Here is a 20,025-nt window from a genome sequence, read left to right as displayed (position 1 = left end):
TAATAAAAAAATTTTAAGAATAAAAGGAGAGAATTGGTATGGCAACTTATAATCCAGTAGTAAACAAGTCGAATAAAGTCTATGAAAGAACATTAACTTATGATTTATACACAGACCCAAAGGTGTATCAGCAGGAAATGAATGATGTGTTCGCTAAGTCATGGCAGTTAGTCGGTCATGTAAGCCAAGTTGAGAAAGTCGGCCAGTTCTTTACCTGTGAAGTTGCAGGCGAGCCAATTCTTGTTACCCGCGGCAAAGACGAAGTGATCCGTGCATTCTACAATGTCTGCCCGCATCGTGCAACAAAACTTGAAAAAGAAGACGCTGGAACGAAGAAAATTTTTGCCTGCGGCTACCACGGCTGGACATTCCATTTAGATGGACAGTTGAATAAGGCACCAAACTTCACTGGCGAAGATGCCCATTGTGTCAGCGACCGCTGCTTACGATCTGTAAGAATGGAAATTGGAGAGGGACTCATTTTCGTTAATCTTGATGATAATGCTTCACCTTTAGCTGAAGTGTACGGCGATTTCTTCGATCGTCTAGCAAAGTTCCCATTCTTAGGGGAACTTAAGAGAATTAACCAAAAAACACGAGTGATTAAAGCAAACTGGAAAGCGTTTATCGACAACTATTTAGAGTGTGACCACTGCCATGTTGCACACCCTAGCTTTGTAGCAACTCTTGATATGAAAAACTATCAAATTGTTACTTGCCAAAACTATTCCGTACAAGCGTCAGTGGTTAAACCGGATAAAACAATGGGTACAACAGACTTAAATGAAGCAGAATTCCAAGGCGGGGAGTTCTACTGGTTATGGCCAAACCTAATGGTAACTATCTATCCAGGACCTGCCAATATGGCAACCATTCAAATGGTTCCGATTGACCACGAAACAACTTTAGGAGTATATACTTACTATTTCAGGGATGAGAATTTATCCCAAGAAGAACAGGATCTTGTAACATTTGCGGAGCAAGTAAGACAAGAAGATGTGGAGTTAGTAGAGTTGGAGCAGATTGGATTCCGATCCCGTGCCTTTAACCAAGGGGTTTATTCTTCCTCCGAAAAGGCAATTGTACAATTCCACGACATGGTATTGGAGGCGTTAGGACGATGAGTAAGGTGGCAGCAGCTGAGAAAAAGCATTTGTTTATTAATGGAGCAGACGTAGAGGCGGCAGAATATGCCCCTCTTTACTCCCCATATTCTGGAGAACTGATTGCTGAGATTGCGATGGCAGATGAAAAACTGACAAAAGACGCCATAAAATCAGCTCAAGTCGGATTTCAAGTAATTTCCAAAACGCCGTCCTATCAGCGGGCAGCCATTTTGGAAAATGTCGTAAAACTCTTGGAAGAAAGGTTAGACCAAGCGGCGGAAGTTATTTCAAAAGAGTCTGCTAAGCCGATTTCTTTTGCAAGAGGAGAGGTTTCAAGAACAATCGAAACCTATAAATTCGCGGCGGAAGAGGCAAAAAGAATTCATGGGGAAACCCTTCCTTTTGACGCTTCTCCTGGTGGAGTAGGAAGAATCGGTTATACTCTCCGGAAGCCGATTGGGGTGATCGGTGCGATTACGCCGTTCAACTTCCCTATGAATCTAGTGGCCCATAAGGTAGGACCAGCGATTGCATCAGGCAATTCCATCGTGTTAAAGCCGGCTTCGCAAACACCATTATCCGCTCTTTACATTGCAGAGCTTTTCAAAGAGGCAGGCCTTCCGGACGGTGTATTAAATGTGGTAACGGGTTCTGGTTCGGTTGTAGGGGAAGCAATCATCCGCGATGACAGAGTAGCGATGATTACATTTACCGGCAGCCCGGCAGTTGGAATTGCGATTCGCAACAAGGCGGGATTGAAAAGAACGACTTTAGAACTTGGCTCTAATGCGGCAGTTATTTTAGATAAAGATACAAATATTGACCAAATTATCGACCGCTGTGTGATGGGGGCTTTCTCCAACCAAGGCCAAGTATGCATTTCCTTACAGCGGGTGTATGCCCATGAAGATGTGTACGATCAATTTGTTGAAAAGTTTGCGGAGGCGGCAAAACTATTAAAAATAGGTGACCCGTTAAACCCTGATACGTATATATCCGCGTTAATTTCCAAAAAAGAAACAGAGCGCGCGGCAGCCTGGATTGAAGAAGCGAAGCAAAATGGCGCAAAGATAGCAGCTGGCGGTAATCTTACAGAAGATGGAGTTTTAGAGCCGACCATTATTACCAATGTCGATCCGAAGCAAAAGGTGTCCTGCCAGGAAGTATTTGCTCCGGTTGTGATTGTGAATAAGGTAGGTTCCGTTGAAGAAGCAATTGAATATGTAAATGATTCAAGATACGGGCTGCAGGCCGGGGTTTATACAAAAAATGTTGATAAGGCTTTGCTTGCTAGCGAAACGCTAGAAGTCGGGGCTGTGATGATTAACGACATTCCGACTTTCCGGGTAGACCATATGCCATATGGCGGTGTGAAGGAAAGCGGAACTGGTCGCGAAGGGATCAAATATGCAGTTGAGGAAATGACAGAATTGAAATTAGTTGTTTGGAACCGAGGCGACAAATAATGAGCACATATAAAATTGCTGTAATACCCGGGGATGGAATCGGCCCTGAGGTATTGCAGGAAGGAATAAAGGTTTTAAATAAAATTGCAGAGTTAGATGGCAGCCTAAATTTCGAGTACACATATTTTCCATGGGGCTGTGAGTACTATTCTAAACACGGTGTCATGATGGATGAGGATGGAATCGAAAAGCTCAAGGGCTTTGATGCCATTTTTTTAGGTGCAGTCGGATTTCCGGGTGTACCTGACCATATTTCCTTATGGGACTTATTGTTGAAAATCAGAAAAAGTTTTGACCAATACATCAATATCCGTCCAATTAAGTTAATCAATGGCGCACCATGTCCTTTGAAAGATATTAATCGGAAAGATGTGGATATGCTGTTTATCCGTGAAAACAGTGAGGGAGAGTATGCCGGGGCTGGCGATTGGTTATTTAAGGGCCAAGAAAATGAAGTCGTGCTGCAAACCGGAGTGTTTTCCCGCAAAGGCACTGAACGGGTGATCCGCTACGCTTTTGAAACAGCAAGAAAAGAAGGCAAATCTCTAACTAGTATCAGTAAGGGCAATGCCTTAAACTATTCCATGGTTTTCTGGGATCAAGTATTTGAGGAAGTCAGCAAAGACTACCCGGATGTGAAAACGGCCTCCTATCTCGTTGATGCAGCTGCGATGCTGATGATAACCGACCCGAAACGGTTTGAAGTAGTGGTTACTTCTAATTTATTTGGTGATATTTTAACAGATTTAGGTGCCGCTTTAGCTGGCGGAATTGGACTAGCTGCCGGTGCGAACATTAATCCGGAAAGAGCCTATCCTTCTATGTTTGAGCCAATTCATGGCTCTGCGCCGGATATTGCCGGAAAGGGATTAGCCAATCCGTTAGCGACCATTTGGTCAGCAAGCCAGTTGCTTGACCATTTAGGTTATGAGAACTATGGAAAATTGGTTCTTGATGCCATCGAGGAACTACTTGTGGAAGGTAAGACTTTAACACCAGATATGAAGGGGACCGCCTCAACATCTGAAGTCGGGGACCGGGTGGAAGGTATTGTTAGCTTACTAGGATTATCGGTAATGGTAAAATAATCTTTAAATGCAAGGTACGAAGGCGGGAACTCATATGGAGCCGGTCCTGCCTCGTCCTATAGTTCGTTATAGTTAATAGAGTTGAAACTCAAACACATAAAGACGGTTTTATTGATTTATTTATTTGAATTTTCGATTATTTTCATCATCCTTTTTTATTATTAGAAATCGTAATCGCTTACACATTAAACTTTTTTTGTACATGAAGGGGTGTTCAGATGAGCAGCAAGAAAGCTGTTTTTCATATTTCTTTAGTTCTAAGTCTGTTGCTAATCAGTGTTGGTATTTTTGCTCCAAAACAATTGGAGAACTTCTCTAATTCATCATTAAGCTTTATTTATAACAACTTAGGCTGGTTTATTCTTGGAAGTGTGTTTGTTTTCTTTGCATTTTGTATGTATATTGCCATTTCAAAATTTGGTCATATCCGATTAGGTGATGATTCCGATCGTCCGGAATATAAAACGGCCACATGGATTGCCATGCTTTTCAGTGCATCGATTGGTATCAGCCTTGTCTTTTGGGGTGTTGCTGAACCTGTCTCCTATTATATTGATCCTCCGTTTGGAAAAGCATCTTCTGAGCAGTCGGCAAAGCTGGCTATGCAAATTGTTTATCTACACTGGGGAGTTTCCGCGTGGGCATGCTATGCAGTTGTAGGTGTTTCTTTAGCGTTTTTCCAGTTTAGAAAGAAATTGCCATCATCTTTAAGTTCTGTTTTTTATCCATTAGTTGGTGACAAGATTAAGGGCTCTTTCGGTAAATTCATTGATATTATTGTAACTTTATCAATTGTTATTGGAATTGCTACTTCCCTAGGTTTTGGAACATTGCAAGTAAACAGCGGGATGCATTATCTTTGGGGTATTCCGGTAGGTTTTTATATTCAGGTTATCATCATTGCTGTTACAACGATTCTCTATCTTTCATCATCAGTTTCTGGACTGCAGGCCGGCATTAAACACTTATCTAATCTTAATATGCTTCTAGCATTTGCTTTATTAGGATTTATGTTGATTCTTGGACCTACACAATCCATCTTAAAAATCTTTTTGCAAGGAATTGGGGATTATGCCCAAAACTTTATCGGCATGTCCTTTCGCATGGAGCCGTATAATGCCGGGAAGGGTGAATGGATTGGCAGTTGGACGCTGTTCTACTTTGGCTGGTGGATTGCATGGGCTCCGCTTGTAGGAAGTTTTGTTGCGAGGATTTCTAAAGGAAGGACCATTAAGGAATTTATGATGGGTGCTGTCTTCATCCCGGTACTCGGGTCCTTCTTATGGTTTGCTGTTATGGGAGGTTCGGCACTCGACTTAATTCAAAATCATGGTAAAACAGCAATTGCTGAAGCTGTTTCTTCAGATGTAACATCTGCCTTATTTAAGTTTTTTGATTTCTTCCCAATGAGTTCGTTCTTATCTGTCTTGGCAATGGTACTCGTGATTATTTTCTTTATTACATCTGCGGATTCAGCTATTTTTGTATTGGGAATGATCAGTGAAAACGGTAATCCCAATCCTACTCAAATTACTAAAATCATTTGGGGTGTCGTCATTGCTGCGGTTTCTGCTGTTCTAATTTTAACTGGCGGCTTAAAGGGACTGCAATCAGCGCTTGTCGCAACATCCATCCCGCTGGCCATTTTAATGTTGGTCATGTGTTATTCAACCTTCAAAGGGCTCAAAGGTGAATTAGTTCAGACACCAAGTAACAAAAAAGCTAGAAATACAGAAACTCTTGAAAAAAGGGCATTATAAAAAATAACAACCTCTCCTAATGATGAACATTCATATTAGGAGAGGCATAGTTTCTCAAAGTGTCAACCAAATTTTCTGATTATTATAAATATTATATATCGAATTTTTCGAAATTAACCTCTTCGAACTTTTGTTATACAGCAAATCAATCACCACTCCGAAAAGGCAGGAATTTAACCCTGTGCAGAAATGGATTGCTTTACTAACCATCATTCCCGCGATTGGCTCCTTAACTGTTGGTTGCCATGCTTACCGTTAGTGGTATGGCAAGCAGGTTATATTGATGCAAGAACCATTAATAAACGATATCAACTCCTAAAAATAGAGAGGGAAAAGGAGAAAAATTGAAATGGCCTCAATGCAAATTTTAGTTGAAAAAAATGTCCCCTGTACGTTAAGAGATGGCACCATTTTATATGCTGATGTTTACAGGCCGAACGATGGGAATCAATATCCTGTTTTACTTACACGTTTGCCCTATAACAAAAATGAACGATATTATTCTCATCGTTATTTGGACACGCACCGTTTAGTGGAAAATGGCTATGTAGTGATTATTCAGGATGTAAGAGGACGATTTTCTTCGGAAGGGGACTTTTATCCTTTTAAACACGAAGGAAATGATGGCTATGATGCGGTTGAATGGGCAGCGGGACTGCCATATTCTGATGGAAACGTCGGGATGTTTGGTTTGTCGTATTACGGTTATACACAATTGCTTGCTGCAGCCGAAAATCCACCCCATTTAAAAGCCATCTTTCCGGCACAAACTTTAAGTGATATTAGAGATGGCGGCTTTTTTCGAAATGGGGTTTATGAGTTAGGCCAGAATATTTCATGGGCACTTGAGTCTATTGCTGGCGATGAGCTTAAACGAAAATATGTGAACCTAGCAGAATATGAAGAAAAGATGCGAGAATTGGCTGAGTATATCGACACGGTTGAAGATTGGTATACAGCTGTACCATTGAGGGAATGGCCGCCGTTAAAAAATTTGGACATCTTAAGCTATTTTTTCGAAATGGCTGAATGGAAACCCGACGATGATGCTTGGAAACAAGTTTCATTGACAGAAGAAAAATTGAAGAAAATAAACGTGCCAGCTTACCATCTTGCCGGTTGGTACGATTGTTTCTTAGGACCTTCAATTGCTAACTTTGTAAAGTTGAAACAGAGCTCAAATCAAACTCAAATGTTAATGATTGGCCCATGGGCCCACGGAAACTTTGGTTTTTCCATCGGGGAACGCAGATTTGGGCTGCATGCTTCAGAAAACTGGATTAACTACAAAGAAGACCTAACGAATCTTCACCTTCGCTGGTTTGATCAGTGGCTGAAAGGGGTCGATACGGGCCTTCTTTCTGAGAAACCAGTTAAGATTTTTGTGATGGGAGAAAATGTGTGGCGTGAAGAGGAGGTTTGGCCATTACCTGACACCACGCATATTCCTTACTATTTTCATAGTGAAGGTGTTGCTAATACTAGATTTGGAAATGGGCAGCTTTCTACCGAACCTCCCAAAAGCGAACCCTTTGACCAGTTTATTTTCAATCCCAAATACCCGGTTCCGACAACAGGGGGCGGGACGTTACTTCACACGGGGGCATTAACTGGGCCTGCTGATCAGCGTGCAGTTGAGGAACGGGAAGATGTCCTCGTTTTTACAAGTCAAGTTTTAGAGGATGAGCTAGAGGTCACAGGACCGATTAAAGTGGTTTTATATGCTAAAACGGATGGGGTTGATACCGATTTCACCGCCAAATTAGTGGATGTACTGCCTAACGGGACCGCCTACAATTTAACGGATGGAATCGTACGGGCAAGCGATGTTTACAAGCGAATCGGTAATGAGGTAAAAGCCTATGAGATTGACCTGTGGGCAACGAGTAATGTTTTTATGCCTGGACATAGAATTAGGGTTGAAGTTTCTTCGAGCAATTTCCCAAGATTTGATGTAAATATGAATAATGGTGGAACAATGCTGACAGATCTGGAATCAAGACCTGCCATGCAAATAATTTATCACGAGGAAGACTATCCATCCCATATAATACTTCCGGTTATTCGCCGAAAGTAAAAAGTTGAGCATTCTTGTTATGAATCTGCCTGAACAAATATATTTCGGCTAAATCAGAGACTACTTCCTGATAATAAGGAGGTAGTCTTTTTGTTAGATTGATTGGAGAATTTTATGAAAGGGAGATGCAAATTGTGATTGCTAAGAAAATAATCCCAGCAGCCTTAATAGTATTAAGCTTCTTTTTAATGTTTGAAACAGAGGTAAACGCAAAATCAGCACAAAGGCCGATAGTTATCCAAGGGGCCATGCCGGTCGAGGTTGACCAGTTAATTCGGGGATTAGAAAAAGTTAAAAAAGAAAAGTATGGATCGTTTGTTTTTTATAAAGGCGAAATCAACCGCTATCCGGTTATCGTTTCAAAAACAGGGAAAGGAATGGAAAATGCCGCGGCGGCTACGGCCATTGCCCTCGTCAAATATCACCCAATTGCTATTATTAATCAAGGTACATCAGGCGGCCATGTTCCCGATATACATGTTTTTGATATTGTCGTCGGAAAAAGAGTGACCAATATCGGCTCGTTCAAAACAGAAATAAGAGGGAAAAATCAAGGGATTGCCCCGACAACGTGGATGCCTATGGACTTAACCGCTTCAGAGGAAAGTGAGGAAGAGGTGAAGGCGGGGCCAATCCGATATTTCGAAGGAGATAAGGCGTTGTTAGCGGAGGCTATGAAAATAAGGGACCAGTATCACAAAGGAAAAGTTGTCGAAGGTACGATCGGTTCAGCGGATGTATGGAATAACGAAGTGGACCGAATCAATTGGCTGAACAGCCTATTCGGCACCTCTGTGGAAGAAATGGAAGCAGCATCAGCAGCCCAAGTTGCAGAAAGCTTCCAAGTCCCTTTCTTGGGGATCCGAATTGTGACTAATAACATTGTAAACGGTGAAAAATACAACCCCGATACAGAAACAGCAGGCCAGAGTTATGTGTATAAACTTGTTAAAACGTACATTTACAATTTAACAAAAAAGTAAGAAACATTTCCTCCTTATGATCCGTCTAATAGTTGAAATATCTGTGTCTTTTTTACAGGAATTTTTCAAGAAAAAATCGAATACATAGATGGAATGTAATTATTTGGTTTTTTGAATAAGGAGGAGTAAGCCTTGGCCCATGAACAATTGAATCCCACAATAGATAAAATTCTCGCGAACATTGAAAAGGTTATGATTGGAAAAAGAAATGTCGCGGAACTAAGCCTTGTCGCGCTGCTGGCAGGAGGCCATGTTCTGCTTGAAGACGTGCCGGGTGTTGGAAAAACGATGATGGTCCGTGCCTTAGCTAAATCAGTCAATGCCAACTTCCGGAGAATCCAGTTCACCCCGGACCTGCTGCCATCAGATGTAACCGGCGTGTCCATTTACAATCCGAAGGAAATGGAATTTCAATTCCGACCGGGTCCGTTGATGGGCAATATTATCCTCGCCGATGAGATTAACCGGACTTCGCCAAAGACACAGTCTGCACTACTCGAAGGCATGGAGGAAGCAAGTGTCACGATTGACGGCGTGACCCATAAACTCCAAAAGCCGTTTTTCGTCATGGCTACGCAAAACCCAATAGAATATGAAGGTACATATCCGCTTCCGGAAGCACAGCTCGACCGCTTTTTATTAAAAATGAAAATGGGCTACCCCGACATCCATGAAGAAATTGAGGTTTTGAACCGGGCGCAAAAGGTGCCGCCAATCGAGGACCTTCAGCCTGTTATTGATCTGGAGGGCCTGCGCGCCCTGCAACAAGAAGTCAAGGAAGTGTTCGTTGATGATACGATCAAGCGCTATATCGTGGATATCGTTAACCGGACAAGAGGGTATGGAAGTGTTTACCTCGGCGCAAGCCCAAGGGGATCCATTGCCCTGATGAAAGCTGCGCAAGCCTATGCCTTTATTTTTGGACGTGACTATGTGCTGCCGGATGATATTCAATATTTAGCGCCATACGTCCTGTCGCACCGGATTATTTTAAAGTCAGAAGCGAAATTTGAAGGGATCACCTCGGAGGAAGTGGTGAATCGGGTGGTTAACAGAGTTCCTGTTCCTGTCCAAAGGCTTGTGAAATAATATGAAAAAACTAAGGAAATTCACCAAAAGGGCTTGGAAATTTATCCTGTTATTTTTCTTGATCTTCCTGACCTTCTCCTATGCAATGTTCCAAGGGGGATTTGTCAGCTGGTTTCTGTTTTACAGCTTCCTGCCGTTTGCGGTTTATTGCGTTGCACTTTCCTTCTATTCTTTGAACGAACTGGAAGTCAAAAGGGTTCTGTCCAAAACGGACTACAATGCCGGGGAACCGTTAAAAGTAACCGTCCAGATAAGAAGGTCGAAAGGCTTTCCGTTATTTTATTTAATCATCCAAGATAACCTGGACCAATCATTAGAATATGCCGATAAAGCCAGCTCCACGAAGGCCATCTTGTTTCCCGGGTTTAAAAAAGAGTTTACCTATGAATATACCATCGATAAACTGCCGCGCGGCGAGCATTTTTTTCAATCCTTCACCCTAAGGACTGGCGACCCGCTCGGCTTATTTGAAAAGGAAAAAACACACCCAGCTGAAGGGAAAGTCATTGTCTACCCGGCCTATGCCGAGCTCCTCTACCGTCCGTTTGAGCATCAGTATGATCAAGGTTTGACAGCATCCCGAGAACGGGTCCAGCGCGATACGACCATGGCGGTCGGCGTCAGGGACTATCAGCCGGGCGACCGATTTTCTTGGATTAACTGGAAGGCAACCGCCAAGCGGAATGAGATTATGACAAAAGAGTTTGAACAGAGGCAGTCTCATGATGTATTTGTGGTGATGGACTGCGTACCGGATAAACGCTTTGAAGCAGTAGTTTCGTTCACGGCCACCTTACTAAGGGCTGTTTTGAAAAAAGGGGCGCAAACCGGTCTTCTTACCATCAGCAAGGAACGAGCCTCGTTTCCAATCAGAGGCGGGGAACAGCAGATGCAGCAGCTTTTCTATCATCTCGCAAAAATCGAAGCAAAAAGCTTTTTACCGCTAGAAAAGGTCATTGAAGCAGATGGCCTATTTATTCAGCAAACCGTTTCATTCATGCTCGTAACGGCCCAGTTAACCAAGCCTTTGATTGAAAAAGCCAGCTTTCTTGGCCAAAGAAAAGGGGCGATTACCCTTTTCCTCATCAAAGCTGAACATGAAGTGCCTGACGACAATGAACGCTCGCTCATTGTAGTTGCAAACGCCCGCGGCGTCCGTGTGATATTGGTTCATGACGGTCAATTCGCATCTGCCTTCTCGGAGGTGACGTTATATTAATGAAAAGAGATTTCCCAACCTTTCTTTTATATACCTTTGGATTTTTACTGCTTTGGGAGTGGCTTAGGCCGGTAGAACAATTAACAGATACGGACCATATCGAAACGTTTATTGTTTTTTTGATTATTGCGTTTGCCTTGTCCTATCTGCAAATGAAATGGTTTTGGCAATGGCTGATTAAGATTGTTTTCGTTCTTTTTTCGATTAATCGGTTCCATTACAAGGGGGGATTTTTTCACTCCGGATGGTTAGGTTCTTTTTCTGAGGATGTAATTAATAACTTATGGTCCATTGTGGCTAGGAACTGGAATGAACTATCGAATGAATTCCGCACCCTGCTGTTTTTTATCTTGATGTGGATCATGGTCTATCTTATCCATTATTGGCTCCTGCGACAGCAGCGGATCTTTATCTTTTTCTTTATGACGATAATATATATCACGGTTCTTGATACATTTACTGTCTATGATGCCAAAATTGCCATCGTCCGTACTGTGGCGGCCGGTTTTGCCGTCATGGGCATGCTGACGTTTTTCCGCATCAACCGAAGAGAAAATAGCAACAGCAACTCCGCTTTTATAAAAAAATGGATGGTGCCGCTTGTTATTATGGTTGCCTTTAGTGTGATTGTTGGAATTGCCGCTCCGAAGGCGGCGCCTATTTGGCCCGACCCGGTTCCGTATTTAAAAGCGGCGGGTAACAAGGGTGGCAGTGACGGCATCGGCGGTATCAGCCGGATTGGCTACGGGGCGAATGACTCCCGATTGGGCGGTCCGTTTATTGGGGATGATACCACTGTTTTTACGGTTGAGTCGAATGGCAAAAACTATTGGAAGGTTGAAACGAAGGATGTGTATACCGGTAAGGGCTGGCTTGCATCGGGGTCGACAACCATTGATTTTAGACAGTCTGATTTAGTGCCGGTATTATCTATACCAAGTAATGTGGAAACAACCAATGAAACAGCTAAAGTCAATCCGGCTGGGGAGTTTGTTTCTTATGTTGCTTATCCGGCCGGAATTCAAAAGTTCATTGATTTCCAACCAAATCTGCCTGAACAATACCCGATTCAAATTGATACAAATACGGAGAAAATCAGAAATATCGGCAATGTGGATTATACGGTTGATTTTAAAGTTCCTAAATACCAAGCTGTAGATTTAAGAAAAACGACCGGCTATGACCCGGCAGTGATGAACGCGGAGTTTTACAAAAGGTATACCCAGATTCCGGAAGAGCTGCCGCCAAGAATCAAACAATTAACAGAAGAGGTCACCGCTTCCGAAACGAATTGGTTCGACAAAGCCAGGGCAGTGGAGCGGTATTTTGGAAATACAGAATACACCTATGACCAGAAAAATGTCGCTATCCCGGGGGGGAAAGACGATTATGTGGACCAATTTTTATTCGATACGAAAACAGGGTACTGCGATAATTTTTCCAGTTCAATGGCCGTCATGCTCCGCTCGATTGGCATTCCAACCCGCTGGGTAAAGGGATTTACGGGAGGAGAGTTCCTGGAATACAGCCGGGATGACGAAACGAAAGAGCTTTACACAATCACTAATAATAATGCTCATTCCTGGGTAGAGGTATTTATCCCGACTCAAGGCTGGATTCCCTTTGAACCGACAAAAGGGTTCTCAAACAGTATTAACATAGACTTTACATCAGGGCAGACTTCCACAAATACGCAAACACCTGCGCCTGCACCTGTTAAAAAACCGGAAAAGAAGCCGCTCGAAGAAACAGCAAATGTAAAGAAAGATAACTCCTTTGATATCAGGGATATCTGGAGAAATATCCAGTTGTTCTTCAAAAATGAGTGGAAATGGATTGTGTTTGGCGGCATGCTTGCTGCTGCTGTTATTGCGCTTTTGTATCGAATTCGCGGCAAATGGTTCCCGTATCTCGTCATGCTGCGGTACCGTTTTAGGAAAAAGGATGAAACCATCGGTGCAGCCTACTTGATTTTACTAAGTCAGCTCGACCGTTACGGGTTAAAACGTAAGGAAAATCAAACACTTCGTAACTATGCCCGCTATATCGACACGTTCTTCTCGACGAGGGAAATGACGCGCTTAACGCACCGCTATGAGCAGTACATATACAATCAAAACCTGCCCGAGGGAAGCTGGAAGGAAACGCGGGAATTGTGGGAAAATTTAATTAAAAAGACAATCGCTTGACCAAAAAATCAACCTATTGATACAATATGGTGTAATTTAATAGGTGATAACCTTCATATATCCTCGATAATAGGTTCGAGAGTCTCTACCGGGCTGCCGTAAATGGCCTGACTATGAAGGCAGAATTGGTTAAGTATAATCTTTTACGAGAAAACTAGAATTCTGCCTTCCTTTTTCTTATGGGCGGGAATTCTAGTTTTTTTATTATTTGTGAGAAAACGGGAAAACTAAACTAACTTTTATAAAAATAGGGGTGGGCATTTTGTCTGGAAAGCAAGATATGATTGTCGTGTTAGACTTTGGAAGTCAGTATAATCAATTAATCACACGCCGAATTCGCGAATTTGGTATCTACAGCGAACTTCATCCGCATACAATTACAGCAGATGAAATCCGCAAGATGAATCCGAAGGGAATCATTTTTTCCGGTGGCCCGAATAGCGTGTATGATGAAAATTCCTTCCGCTGTGACGAAGAAATTTTTGAAATGGGTCTGCCGATTCTTGGCATTTGCTACGGAATGCAGTTAATGACTGTTCATTTTAACGGCAAGGTTGAACAAGCGAAGCATCGTGAATATGGAAAAGCTACAATGAAGGTAGAGAACCAATCAGCTCTATTTGACGGTCTGCCGGAAGAGCAGGTTGTCTGGATGAGCCATGGTGACCTTGTTGTAGAAGCACCGGCAGGGTTTACTATTGATGCAACAAGCCCGTCCTGTCCGATTACATCGATGAGCGATGCTGACAGAAGACTTTATGCAGTTCAGTTTCATCCGGAAGTGCGCCATTCAGTTTACGGAAATGACCTTTTGAAGAATTTCGTATTCAACGTTTGCGACTGCAGCGGCGATTGGTCAATGGAGAACTTCATTGAAATGGAAATGGAAAAAATCCGCGCAACTGTCGGAGATAAAAAAGTTCTTTGCGCGCTTAGCGGCGGGGTAGACTCTTCGGTTGTAGCCGTATTAATTCATAAAGCTATTGGCGACCAGTTAACCTGTATTTTTGTCGACCACGGCTTATTAAGGAAAAACGAAGCAGACAGCGTTATGAAGACTTTCACTGAAGGTTTCCATATGAATGTTATCAAGGTTGATGCTAAAGACCGTTTCTTATCAAAGTTAGCAGGTGTTTCTGACCCTGAGAAAAAACGGAAAATTATCGGCAATGAATTTATTTATGTGTTCGATGATGAATCAGCCAAACTTGAAGGCATTGAATTTTTAGCACAGGGAACCCTTTATACCGATATAATCGAAAGTGGTACAGCCACAGCACAAACAATTAAATCCCACCATAATGTCGGCGGGCTTCCTGAGGACATGCAATTTAAATTAATCGAACCATTAAACACTTTATTTAAAGATGAGGTACGTGCGTTAGGTACCGAGCTTGGAATTCCGGATGAGATTGTCTGGAGACAGCCGTTCCCGGGACCGGGCCTTGGCATTCGTGTCCTTGGTGAAATATCGGAGGATAAATTGGAAATTGTCCGCGAATCGGATTGGATTCTCCGTGAGGAAATTAAAAAAGCCGGGCTTGACCGCGATATTTGGCAGTATTTTACCGTGCTTCCGGATATCCGCAGCGTTGGTGTCATGGGAGATACCCGTACGTATGATTATACAATCGGGATTCGCGCGGTCACTTCGATTGACGGGATGACCTCCGACTGGGCACGGATTCCGTGGGATGTCCTTGAAGTCATTTCGACAAGAATCGTAAACGAGGTTCCGCACATCAACCGCGTTGTCTATGACATTACCAGCAAACCGCCTGCAACAATTGAATGGGAATAAAAGTAAGGTAAAAAACGAACGATACTCAAAATATTTTTTAGTATCGTTCGTTTTTGTTGTTTACAAACATAAAAAACGCTGTTAAAATAAAAATGTCAAATGAAGATATTGTCGAATTGCGTCGTATAATATTGGGGATATGGCCCAAAAGTTTCTACCGAGCCACCGTAAATGGCTTGACTACGAGGCAGTGTTTAATAGAGAGGCATTTTTATTCTTTTCTCTGTTTTCACCTGCCAAGAGTCAACGTTCCGGTAGAATGCCGGAACGTTTTTTTGCATAAAATAAAGGAAAAACAGGGGGAGAAAAGAATGCATAAGTATTTTGAGTTCGAAAAAGTAGGCACAAATTACCGCCGCGAATTTATGGGCGGACTGACTACGTTTTTAGCAATGGCTTATATTTTGGTTGTAAACCCATTAACGTTGTCACTTGCATCAGTTAAAGATCTTCCTGATGCAATGAGAATGGATTATGGAGCAGTGTTTGTAGCTACAGCATTAGCATCGGCATTAGGTTCTATTATTATGGGTCTACTCGGTAAATATCCGCTTGCGTTAGCACCGGGGATGGGATTAAATGCTTTCTTCGCTTATACAGTGGTGCTGGGAAGCGGAATTCCTTGGCAGCATGCTTTGGGTGCTGTATTCATTTCGGGCGTATTCTTCTTTTTACTGACTCTGACAGGTCTTCGGGAGAAAATTATTAATGCCATTCCAATTGAATTGAAACATGCTGTTGGTGCTGGTATCGGCTTATTTATTACCTTTGTCGGATTACAAAGTGCTGGAATTATCGTGAACAACGATGCAACACTTGTTGGTTTAGGAGATTTGTCAGCCCCAGGGACATTACTGGCGATTTTTGGTATCTTAGTAACAGTTATCATGATGACAAGAGGAATTAGTGGTGCTGTATTCTACGGAATGATCATCACGGTAATCGTAGGAATGATTTTTGGCGAAATTAAAATTCCTGACAAAGTTATTGGTCATGTACCAAGTATCTCACCTACCTTTGGTGCTGCGTTTTCTTCCTTTGGAGACAGTTCGTTTTATACAACAGCTATGCTGGGTATTATCCTTACCTTCTTGTTTGTGGATTTCTTTGATAACGCGGGGACACTTGTTGCGGTTGCCGGTCAGGCAGGATTAATGAAGGACGGAAAACTTCCTAATGCAGGAAGAGCCTTGGTTTCTGACTCTGTTGCTTCAACCGTTGGTGCTGTTCTTGGAACATCGACTACCACCTCGTATATCGAATCAACAGCGGGGGTTGCTGCTGGTGCCAGAACAGGATTTGCGTCACTGGTAACTGCTGCATTATTTCTTTTATCATTGTTCTTCTTCCCGGTATTATCAGTCATTACAGCACCGGTTACTGCTCCTGCATTAATTATTGTTGGGGTACTGATGGTTTCGTCTTTAGGAAAAATTGACTGGACTAAGTTTGAAATTGCCGTTCCGGCGTTTTTAACCATTATTGCAATGCCGCTTTCCTACAGTATCGCAACTGGAATCGCGATCGGTTTCATCTTCTATCCGATTACAATGCTGGTAAAAGGCAGATCGAAAGAAATTCATCCGATTATGTACTTGTTCTTTGTTATCTTTGTTCTATATTTTATTTTCTTAAAATAGTCTTGAAAAAGGAGCTGCGATTATACAGCTCCTTTTTTTCTATCTTCAGGCACCATACTGGTCAAAGATATTGATGTCATGAAATTGTCGTTGACTTCCTGATGGGGCTCTTTTAGTATGATAATACTAATTGTTTTATTTGAAATGAGGATCAAAGGGTATGGCAAAACTTCAAATAAATAAGGCTTTAAATAATAATGTATTGATTGCTGAACACCCTGCCTACAAGGAAGTTGTCATTATCGGCAAAGGCATTGGCTTTAACCGTAAACAGGGCGATTTTATTGATACGGAAAAAGTTGAAAAGCTATTTGTTCTTAAAAATGGAAAAGAGCAGGAAAACTATATTAAACTTCTTCCTTTTATTGACCAAAATGTTCATGAAGTAATCATTTCCGCCATTGGCCTAATAAAGCAGCGTACTCGTTCAGAGTTAAATGAACATATTCATGTTGCTTTAACCGACCACTTAATGTTTGCGCTAACTCGTGTCTCACAAGGGATGGAAATGAGCAATCCATTTTTGGTCGAAACGAAAGCGCTCTATCGTCATGAATATGAGGTGGCAAAGGAAGTCGTGGAATTGATTAAAGATAGAACCGGTATTGAACTCCCAGTGGGGGAAATTGGTTTTATTGCTCTCCACATCCACAGTGCCATAACTAATAAGAATCTTTCTGAGGTTAATCAGCATTCCCAGTTGATCAGCAGATTGGTGGATATGGTGGAAGAGCAGTTACTGGTTGAAATTGATAAGGAAAGCATTGATTATATGAGGCTGGTCCGCCATCTTCGTTTTACGATAGAACGTGTCAGAAATGGGGAAAAAGTGGAAGAGCCAGAAAAAATCGCTTCCCTATTGAAGAATGAATATCCGGTGTGCTATAATCTTGCATGGAAGCTCATTAAGGTAATGCAGCAAGCTTTAAAAATGAAAGTGTTCGATGCAGAAGCTGTCTATCTGACGATGCATTTACAGCGGCTGCAAAACAAATTTAAATAGTCATCAATTTACGTGTTACTGATTCGATCAGGCATGAGTAAAAAATTGATTGAAATGAGGATGTATGGGAACTCTATACCCATATCTTCATTCAATTGGTCTTTTGCTCATGCCTTTTTTGCGTCTTTTTATAAAAAGCATTCATTTAATGAGCTAGAATACAATTTCAGGAGGTTTAAATATGTTTAAGAGAGCTTTTGGCGTCTTACAAAAAGTCGGTAAAGCATTAATGTTACCGGTTGCATTACTGCCGGCTGCAGGGATCTTGCTGGCGTTAGGTGCGGCTTTAGTTAACCCGGCATTATTAGATTTGGCACCTTTCTTAGATAACGAAGGTGTCAGAATGGTTGCGAATGTAATGAAAAACGCCGGGGATATTGTCTTTGGTAACTTACCGCTCTTATTTGCGGTCGGGGTTGCTGTAGGATTAGCTGGTGGGGAAGGAACAGCTGGACTTGCTGCTATTATTGGTTATTTAATTATGAACGTCACAATGGGCACTGTTTTAGGGATTGATACGAAGGATATTAATGGTACAAGCTATGTTAGTGTCCTGGGAATCCCAACTCTTCAAACAGGTGTATTTGGCGGTATTATCGTCGGTATTATCGCCTCAGCTTTATATAATAAGTTCTATGAAATTGAATTACCTTCCTATTTAGGGTTCTTTGCCGGAAAACGGTTTGTGCCGATTATTACGGCAGGAACAGCAATCGTTTTAGGTTTGATCATGTTAGTCATCTGGCCGCCAATCCAGCATGGCTTGAATTCATTCTCAACAAACATGGTTGATGCCAATAGAACATTAGCTGCATTTATTTTCGGGGTCATTGAACGTTCGTTAATTCCTTTTGGTTTGCATCACATTTTCTATTCGCCATTCTGGTATGAATTTGGCAGTTATACAACAAAAGCAGGCCAGGTGGTTCATGGTGACCAACGGATCTTTATGGCTCAGATTTCTGACCATGTGAAAAACCTGACAGCTGGTACATTTATGACTGGTAAATTCCCATTCATGATGTTCGGTCTTCCAGCTGCTGCATTAGCTATTTATCATGAAGCGAGGCCTGAAAAGAAAGTGATGGTTGGTGGATTAATGGCATCTGCAGCCTTAACATCATTTTTAACAGGTATTACTGAACCTATTGAATTCTCATTTCTTTTCGTAGCACCGGTTTTATTTGGAATTCATGCGATTTTTGCAGGTCTTTCTTTCATGGTGATGCACCTATTAGATGTAAAAATCGGGATGACCTTCTCTGGTGGTTTAATTGACTACATTCTGTTTGGTTTAATTAACCCGCAAACACATGCTTGGCTTGTGATTCCTGTCGGTCTTGTGTTTGCTGTGATTTATTACTTTGGATTCCGCTTCGCTATTCGCAAATTTAATTTAAAAACACCTGGCCGGGAATTGGAGGAAGAAGAAAATCAGGCGCCAACCGGCAAGGCGGGCTCTGGTGATTTAGCTGGGAATATCCTTGATGCGATGGGCGGCAAGCAAAACATTGCCCATTTAGACGCGTGTATTACCCGTCTCCGTGTATCTGTTAACGATATTAAACAAGTGGATAAAAATGAATTGAAAAAGCTTGGGGCAGCTGGTGTTCTTGAGGTAGGGAACAATATCCAGGCCATTTTTGGACCGCGATCTGAAACCATAAAGGGACAAATGAAAGATATAATGGAAGGAAAGCGTCCACGCACCACTGCTGTAGTTGCACCAGAAAAAGGTGTAGAACAGCAAATTGAAGAAATAAATCCAGAGGCGCTTCAATCAGAGCATAAAGGGGAAGATGTATTTGTTTCTCCTATTAAAGGAGAAATCAAACCAATCACTGAAGTGCCTGATCAAGTATTTGCAGGTAAAATGATGGGTGATGGCTTTGCGATTGTTCCTGAGGAAGGCATGGTTGTATCTCCTGTTGACGGTAAAATTGTTAACCTGTTCCCAACAAAGCACGCCTTAGGCATTCTTTCTGATAACGGCCGTGAAATTCTTGTTCACGTAGGTATCGACACAGTTAACCTGAAGGGTGAAGGCTTTGAAACATTGGTGTCTGAAAATGACCGTGTTACAAAAGGCCAGCCGCTGTTAAAGTTTGATATTTCCTATATTAAAGAGCATGCCAAATCAACGATTACACCGATTGTCTTTACCAACTTAACTGAGGGTGAAAAGGTAGTTATTGAAAAGCAAGGGCTTGTAGACATTAAGCAAGAAGGCATTATTAAAATAACAAAGTAATGTATTAAGTTGCCGGCTCTTTATAAGGGCCGGTTATTTTTTTTGAAAAAAATCTTTATAATGTGTTGACGAATCTAATCCAGGGTGATAGTATATTAAAGCAGTCGTTACTGGCGAATTAACAACAATTTGATAGTGAATACTTCAAAAAAGTTGTTGACTTTGAGAAAACGATGTGATATATTAATAGAGTTGCTTCTGATGAAGTGATTTTAAAAAAATAGTTCTTTGAAAACTAAACAAACAAAAACGTCAACAAACAATAATATTCGTTTCGTTTGAAACGAAGCCAACGTAACATTTTTGAGCTAATCAACTCAACTTTATTGGAGAGTTTGATCCTGGCTCAGGAC

13 protein-coding genes and 2 riboswitches are annotated in these 20,025 nt (G+C 41.9%); all 13 genes read left to right on the top strand.

Going from position 1 to position 20,025, the window contains the following annotated elements:
* Window positions 1-38 precede the first annotated feature (38 nt).
* A complete protein-coding gene (locus KHA99_RS30150) occupies window positions 39-1,124 on the top strand; it encodes an aromatic ring-hydroxylating oxygenase subunit alpha (protein WP_213121178.1) in 1,086 nt (361 codons plus the stop codon).
* The gene (locus tag KHA99_RS30145) at window positions 1,121-2,572 is read left to right on the top strand and encodes an aldehyde dehydrogenase family protein (RefSeq protein ID WP_213121177.1); all 1,452 of its coding nucleotides are present in this window, start codon (window positions 1,121-1,123) and stop codon (window positions 2,570-2,572) included. Before KHA99_RS30150 ends, KHA99_RS30145 begins: the two co-directional genes overlap by 4 nt.
* Window positions 2,572-3,660: a tartrate dehydrogenase gene (locus KHA99_RS30140; RefSeq protein ID WP_249367028.1), complete on the top strand. Its 1,089-nt coding sequence runs from the start codon at window positions 2,572-2,574 to the stop codon at window positions 3,658-3,660. The genes KHA99_RS30145 and KHA99_RS30140 overlap by 1 nt, the downstream gene beginning before the upstream one ends.
* Before the next feature lie 218 nt (window positions 3,661-3,878).
* Window positions 3,879-5,420 (top strand): BCCT family transporter, encoded by a 1,542-nt coding sequence (locus KHA99_RS30135; RefSeq protein WP_213121176.1) that lies wholly within the window; start codon window positions 3,879-3,881, stop codon window positions 5,418-5,420.
* 349 nt (window positions 5,421-5,769) lie between these two features.
* Complete coding sequence (locus KHA99_RS30130) at window positions 5,770-7,497, top strand: CocE/NonD family hydrolase (RefSeq protein WP_213121175.1); 1,728 nt, start codon at window positions 5,770-5,772, stop codon at window positions 7,495-7,497.
* 125 nt (window positions 7,498-7,622) lie between these two features.
* Window positions 7,623-8,480 (top strand): 5'-methylthioadenosine/S-adenosylhomocysteine nucleosidase, encoded by an 858-nt coding sequence (locus tag KHA99_RS30125; RefSeq protein ID WP_213121199.1) that lies wholly within the window; start codon window positions 7,623-7,625, stop codon window positions 8,478-8,480.
* A 132-nt stretch (window positions 8,481-8,612) separates the two neighbouring features.
* Window positions 8,613-9,569, top strand: coding sequence for an AAA family ATPase (locus KHA99_RS30120; RefSeq protein WP_213121174.1), 957 nt, complete (start codon window positions 8,613-8,615; stop codon window positions 9,567-9,569).
* Window position 9,570: 1 nt separating this feature from the next.
* A complete protein-coding gene (locus tag KHA99_RS30115; RefSeq protein WP_213121173.1) occupies window positions 9,571-10,788 on the top strand; it encodes a DUF58 domain-containing protein in 1,218 nt (405 codons plus the stop codon).
* The gene (locus KHA99_RS30110) at window positions 10,788-12,977 is read left to right on the top strand and encodes a transglutaminase TgpA family protein (protein ID WP_213121172.1); all 2,190 of its coding nucleotides are present in this window, start codon (window positions 10,788-10,790) and stop codon (window positions 12,975-12,977) included. The genes KHA99_RS30115 and KHA99_RS30110 overlap by 1 nt, the downstream gene beginning before the upstream one ends.
* Before the next feature lie 33 nt (window positions 12,978-13,010).
* A riboswitch (purine riboswitch) is annotated at window positions 13,011-13,111 on the top strand.
* Window positions 13,112-13,257: 146 nt separating this feature from the next.
* Window positions 13,258-14,778 (top strand): glutamine-hydrolyzing GMP synthase, encoded by a 1,521-nt coding sequence (gene guaA, locus KHA99_RS30105; protein ID WP_213121198.1) that lies wholly within the window; start codon window positions 13,258-13,260, stop codon window positions 14,776-14,778.
* A gap of 101 nt (window positions 14,779-14,879) precedes the next feature.
* Window positions 14,880-14,981, top strand: a riboswitch (purine riboswitch).
* A gap of 108 nt (window positions 14,982-15,089) precedes the next feature.
* Window positions 15,090-16,418 (top strand): NCS2 family permease, encoded by a 1,329-nt coding sequence (locus tag KHA99_RS30100; RefSeq protein WP_213121171.1) that lies wholly within the window; start codon window positions 15,090-15,092, stop codon window positions 16,416-16,418.
* 160 nt (window positions 16,419-16,578) lie between these two features.
* A complete protein-coding gene (glcT, locus tag KHA99_RS30095; RefSeq protein ID WP_213121170.1) occupies window positions 16,579-17,421 on the top strand; it encodes a glucose PTS transporter transcription antiterminator GlcT in 843 nt (280 codons plus the stop codon).
* Between the two features lie 181 nt (window positions 17,422-17,602).
* Complete coding sequence (gene ptsG, locus KHA99_RS30090; RefSeq protein ID WP_213121169.1) at window positions 17,603-19,672, top strand: glucose-specific PTS transporter subunit IIBC; 2,070 nt, start codon at window positions 17,603-17,605, stop codon at window positions 19,670-19,672.
* Window positions 19,673-20,025 lie beyond the last annotated feature (353 nt).

Origin of the sequence: Neobacillus rhizophilus (assembly GCF_018343535.1) — a bacterium.
GTDB lineage: Bacteria > Bacillota > Bacilli > Bacillales > Cytobacillaceae > Neobacillus > Neobacillus rhizophilus.
This window is presented reverse-complemented; position numbering and strand designations above follow the sequence as displayed.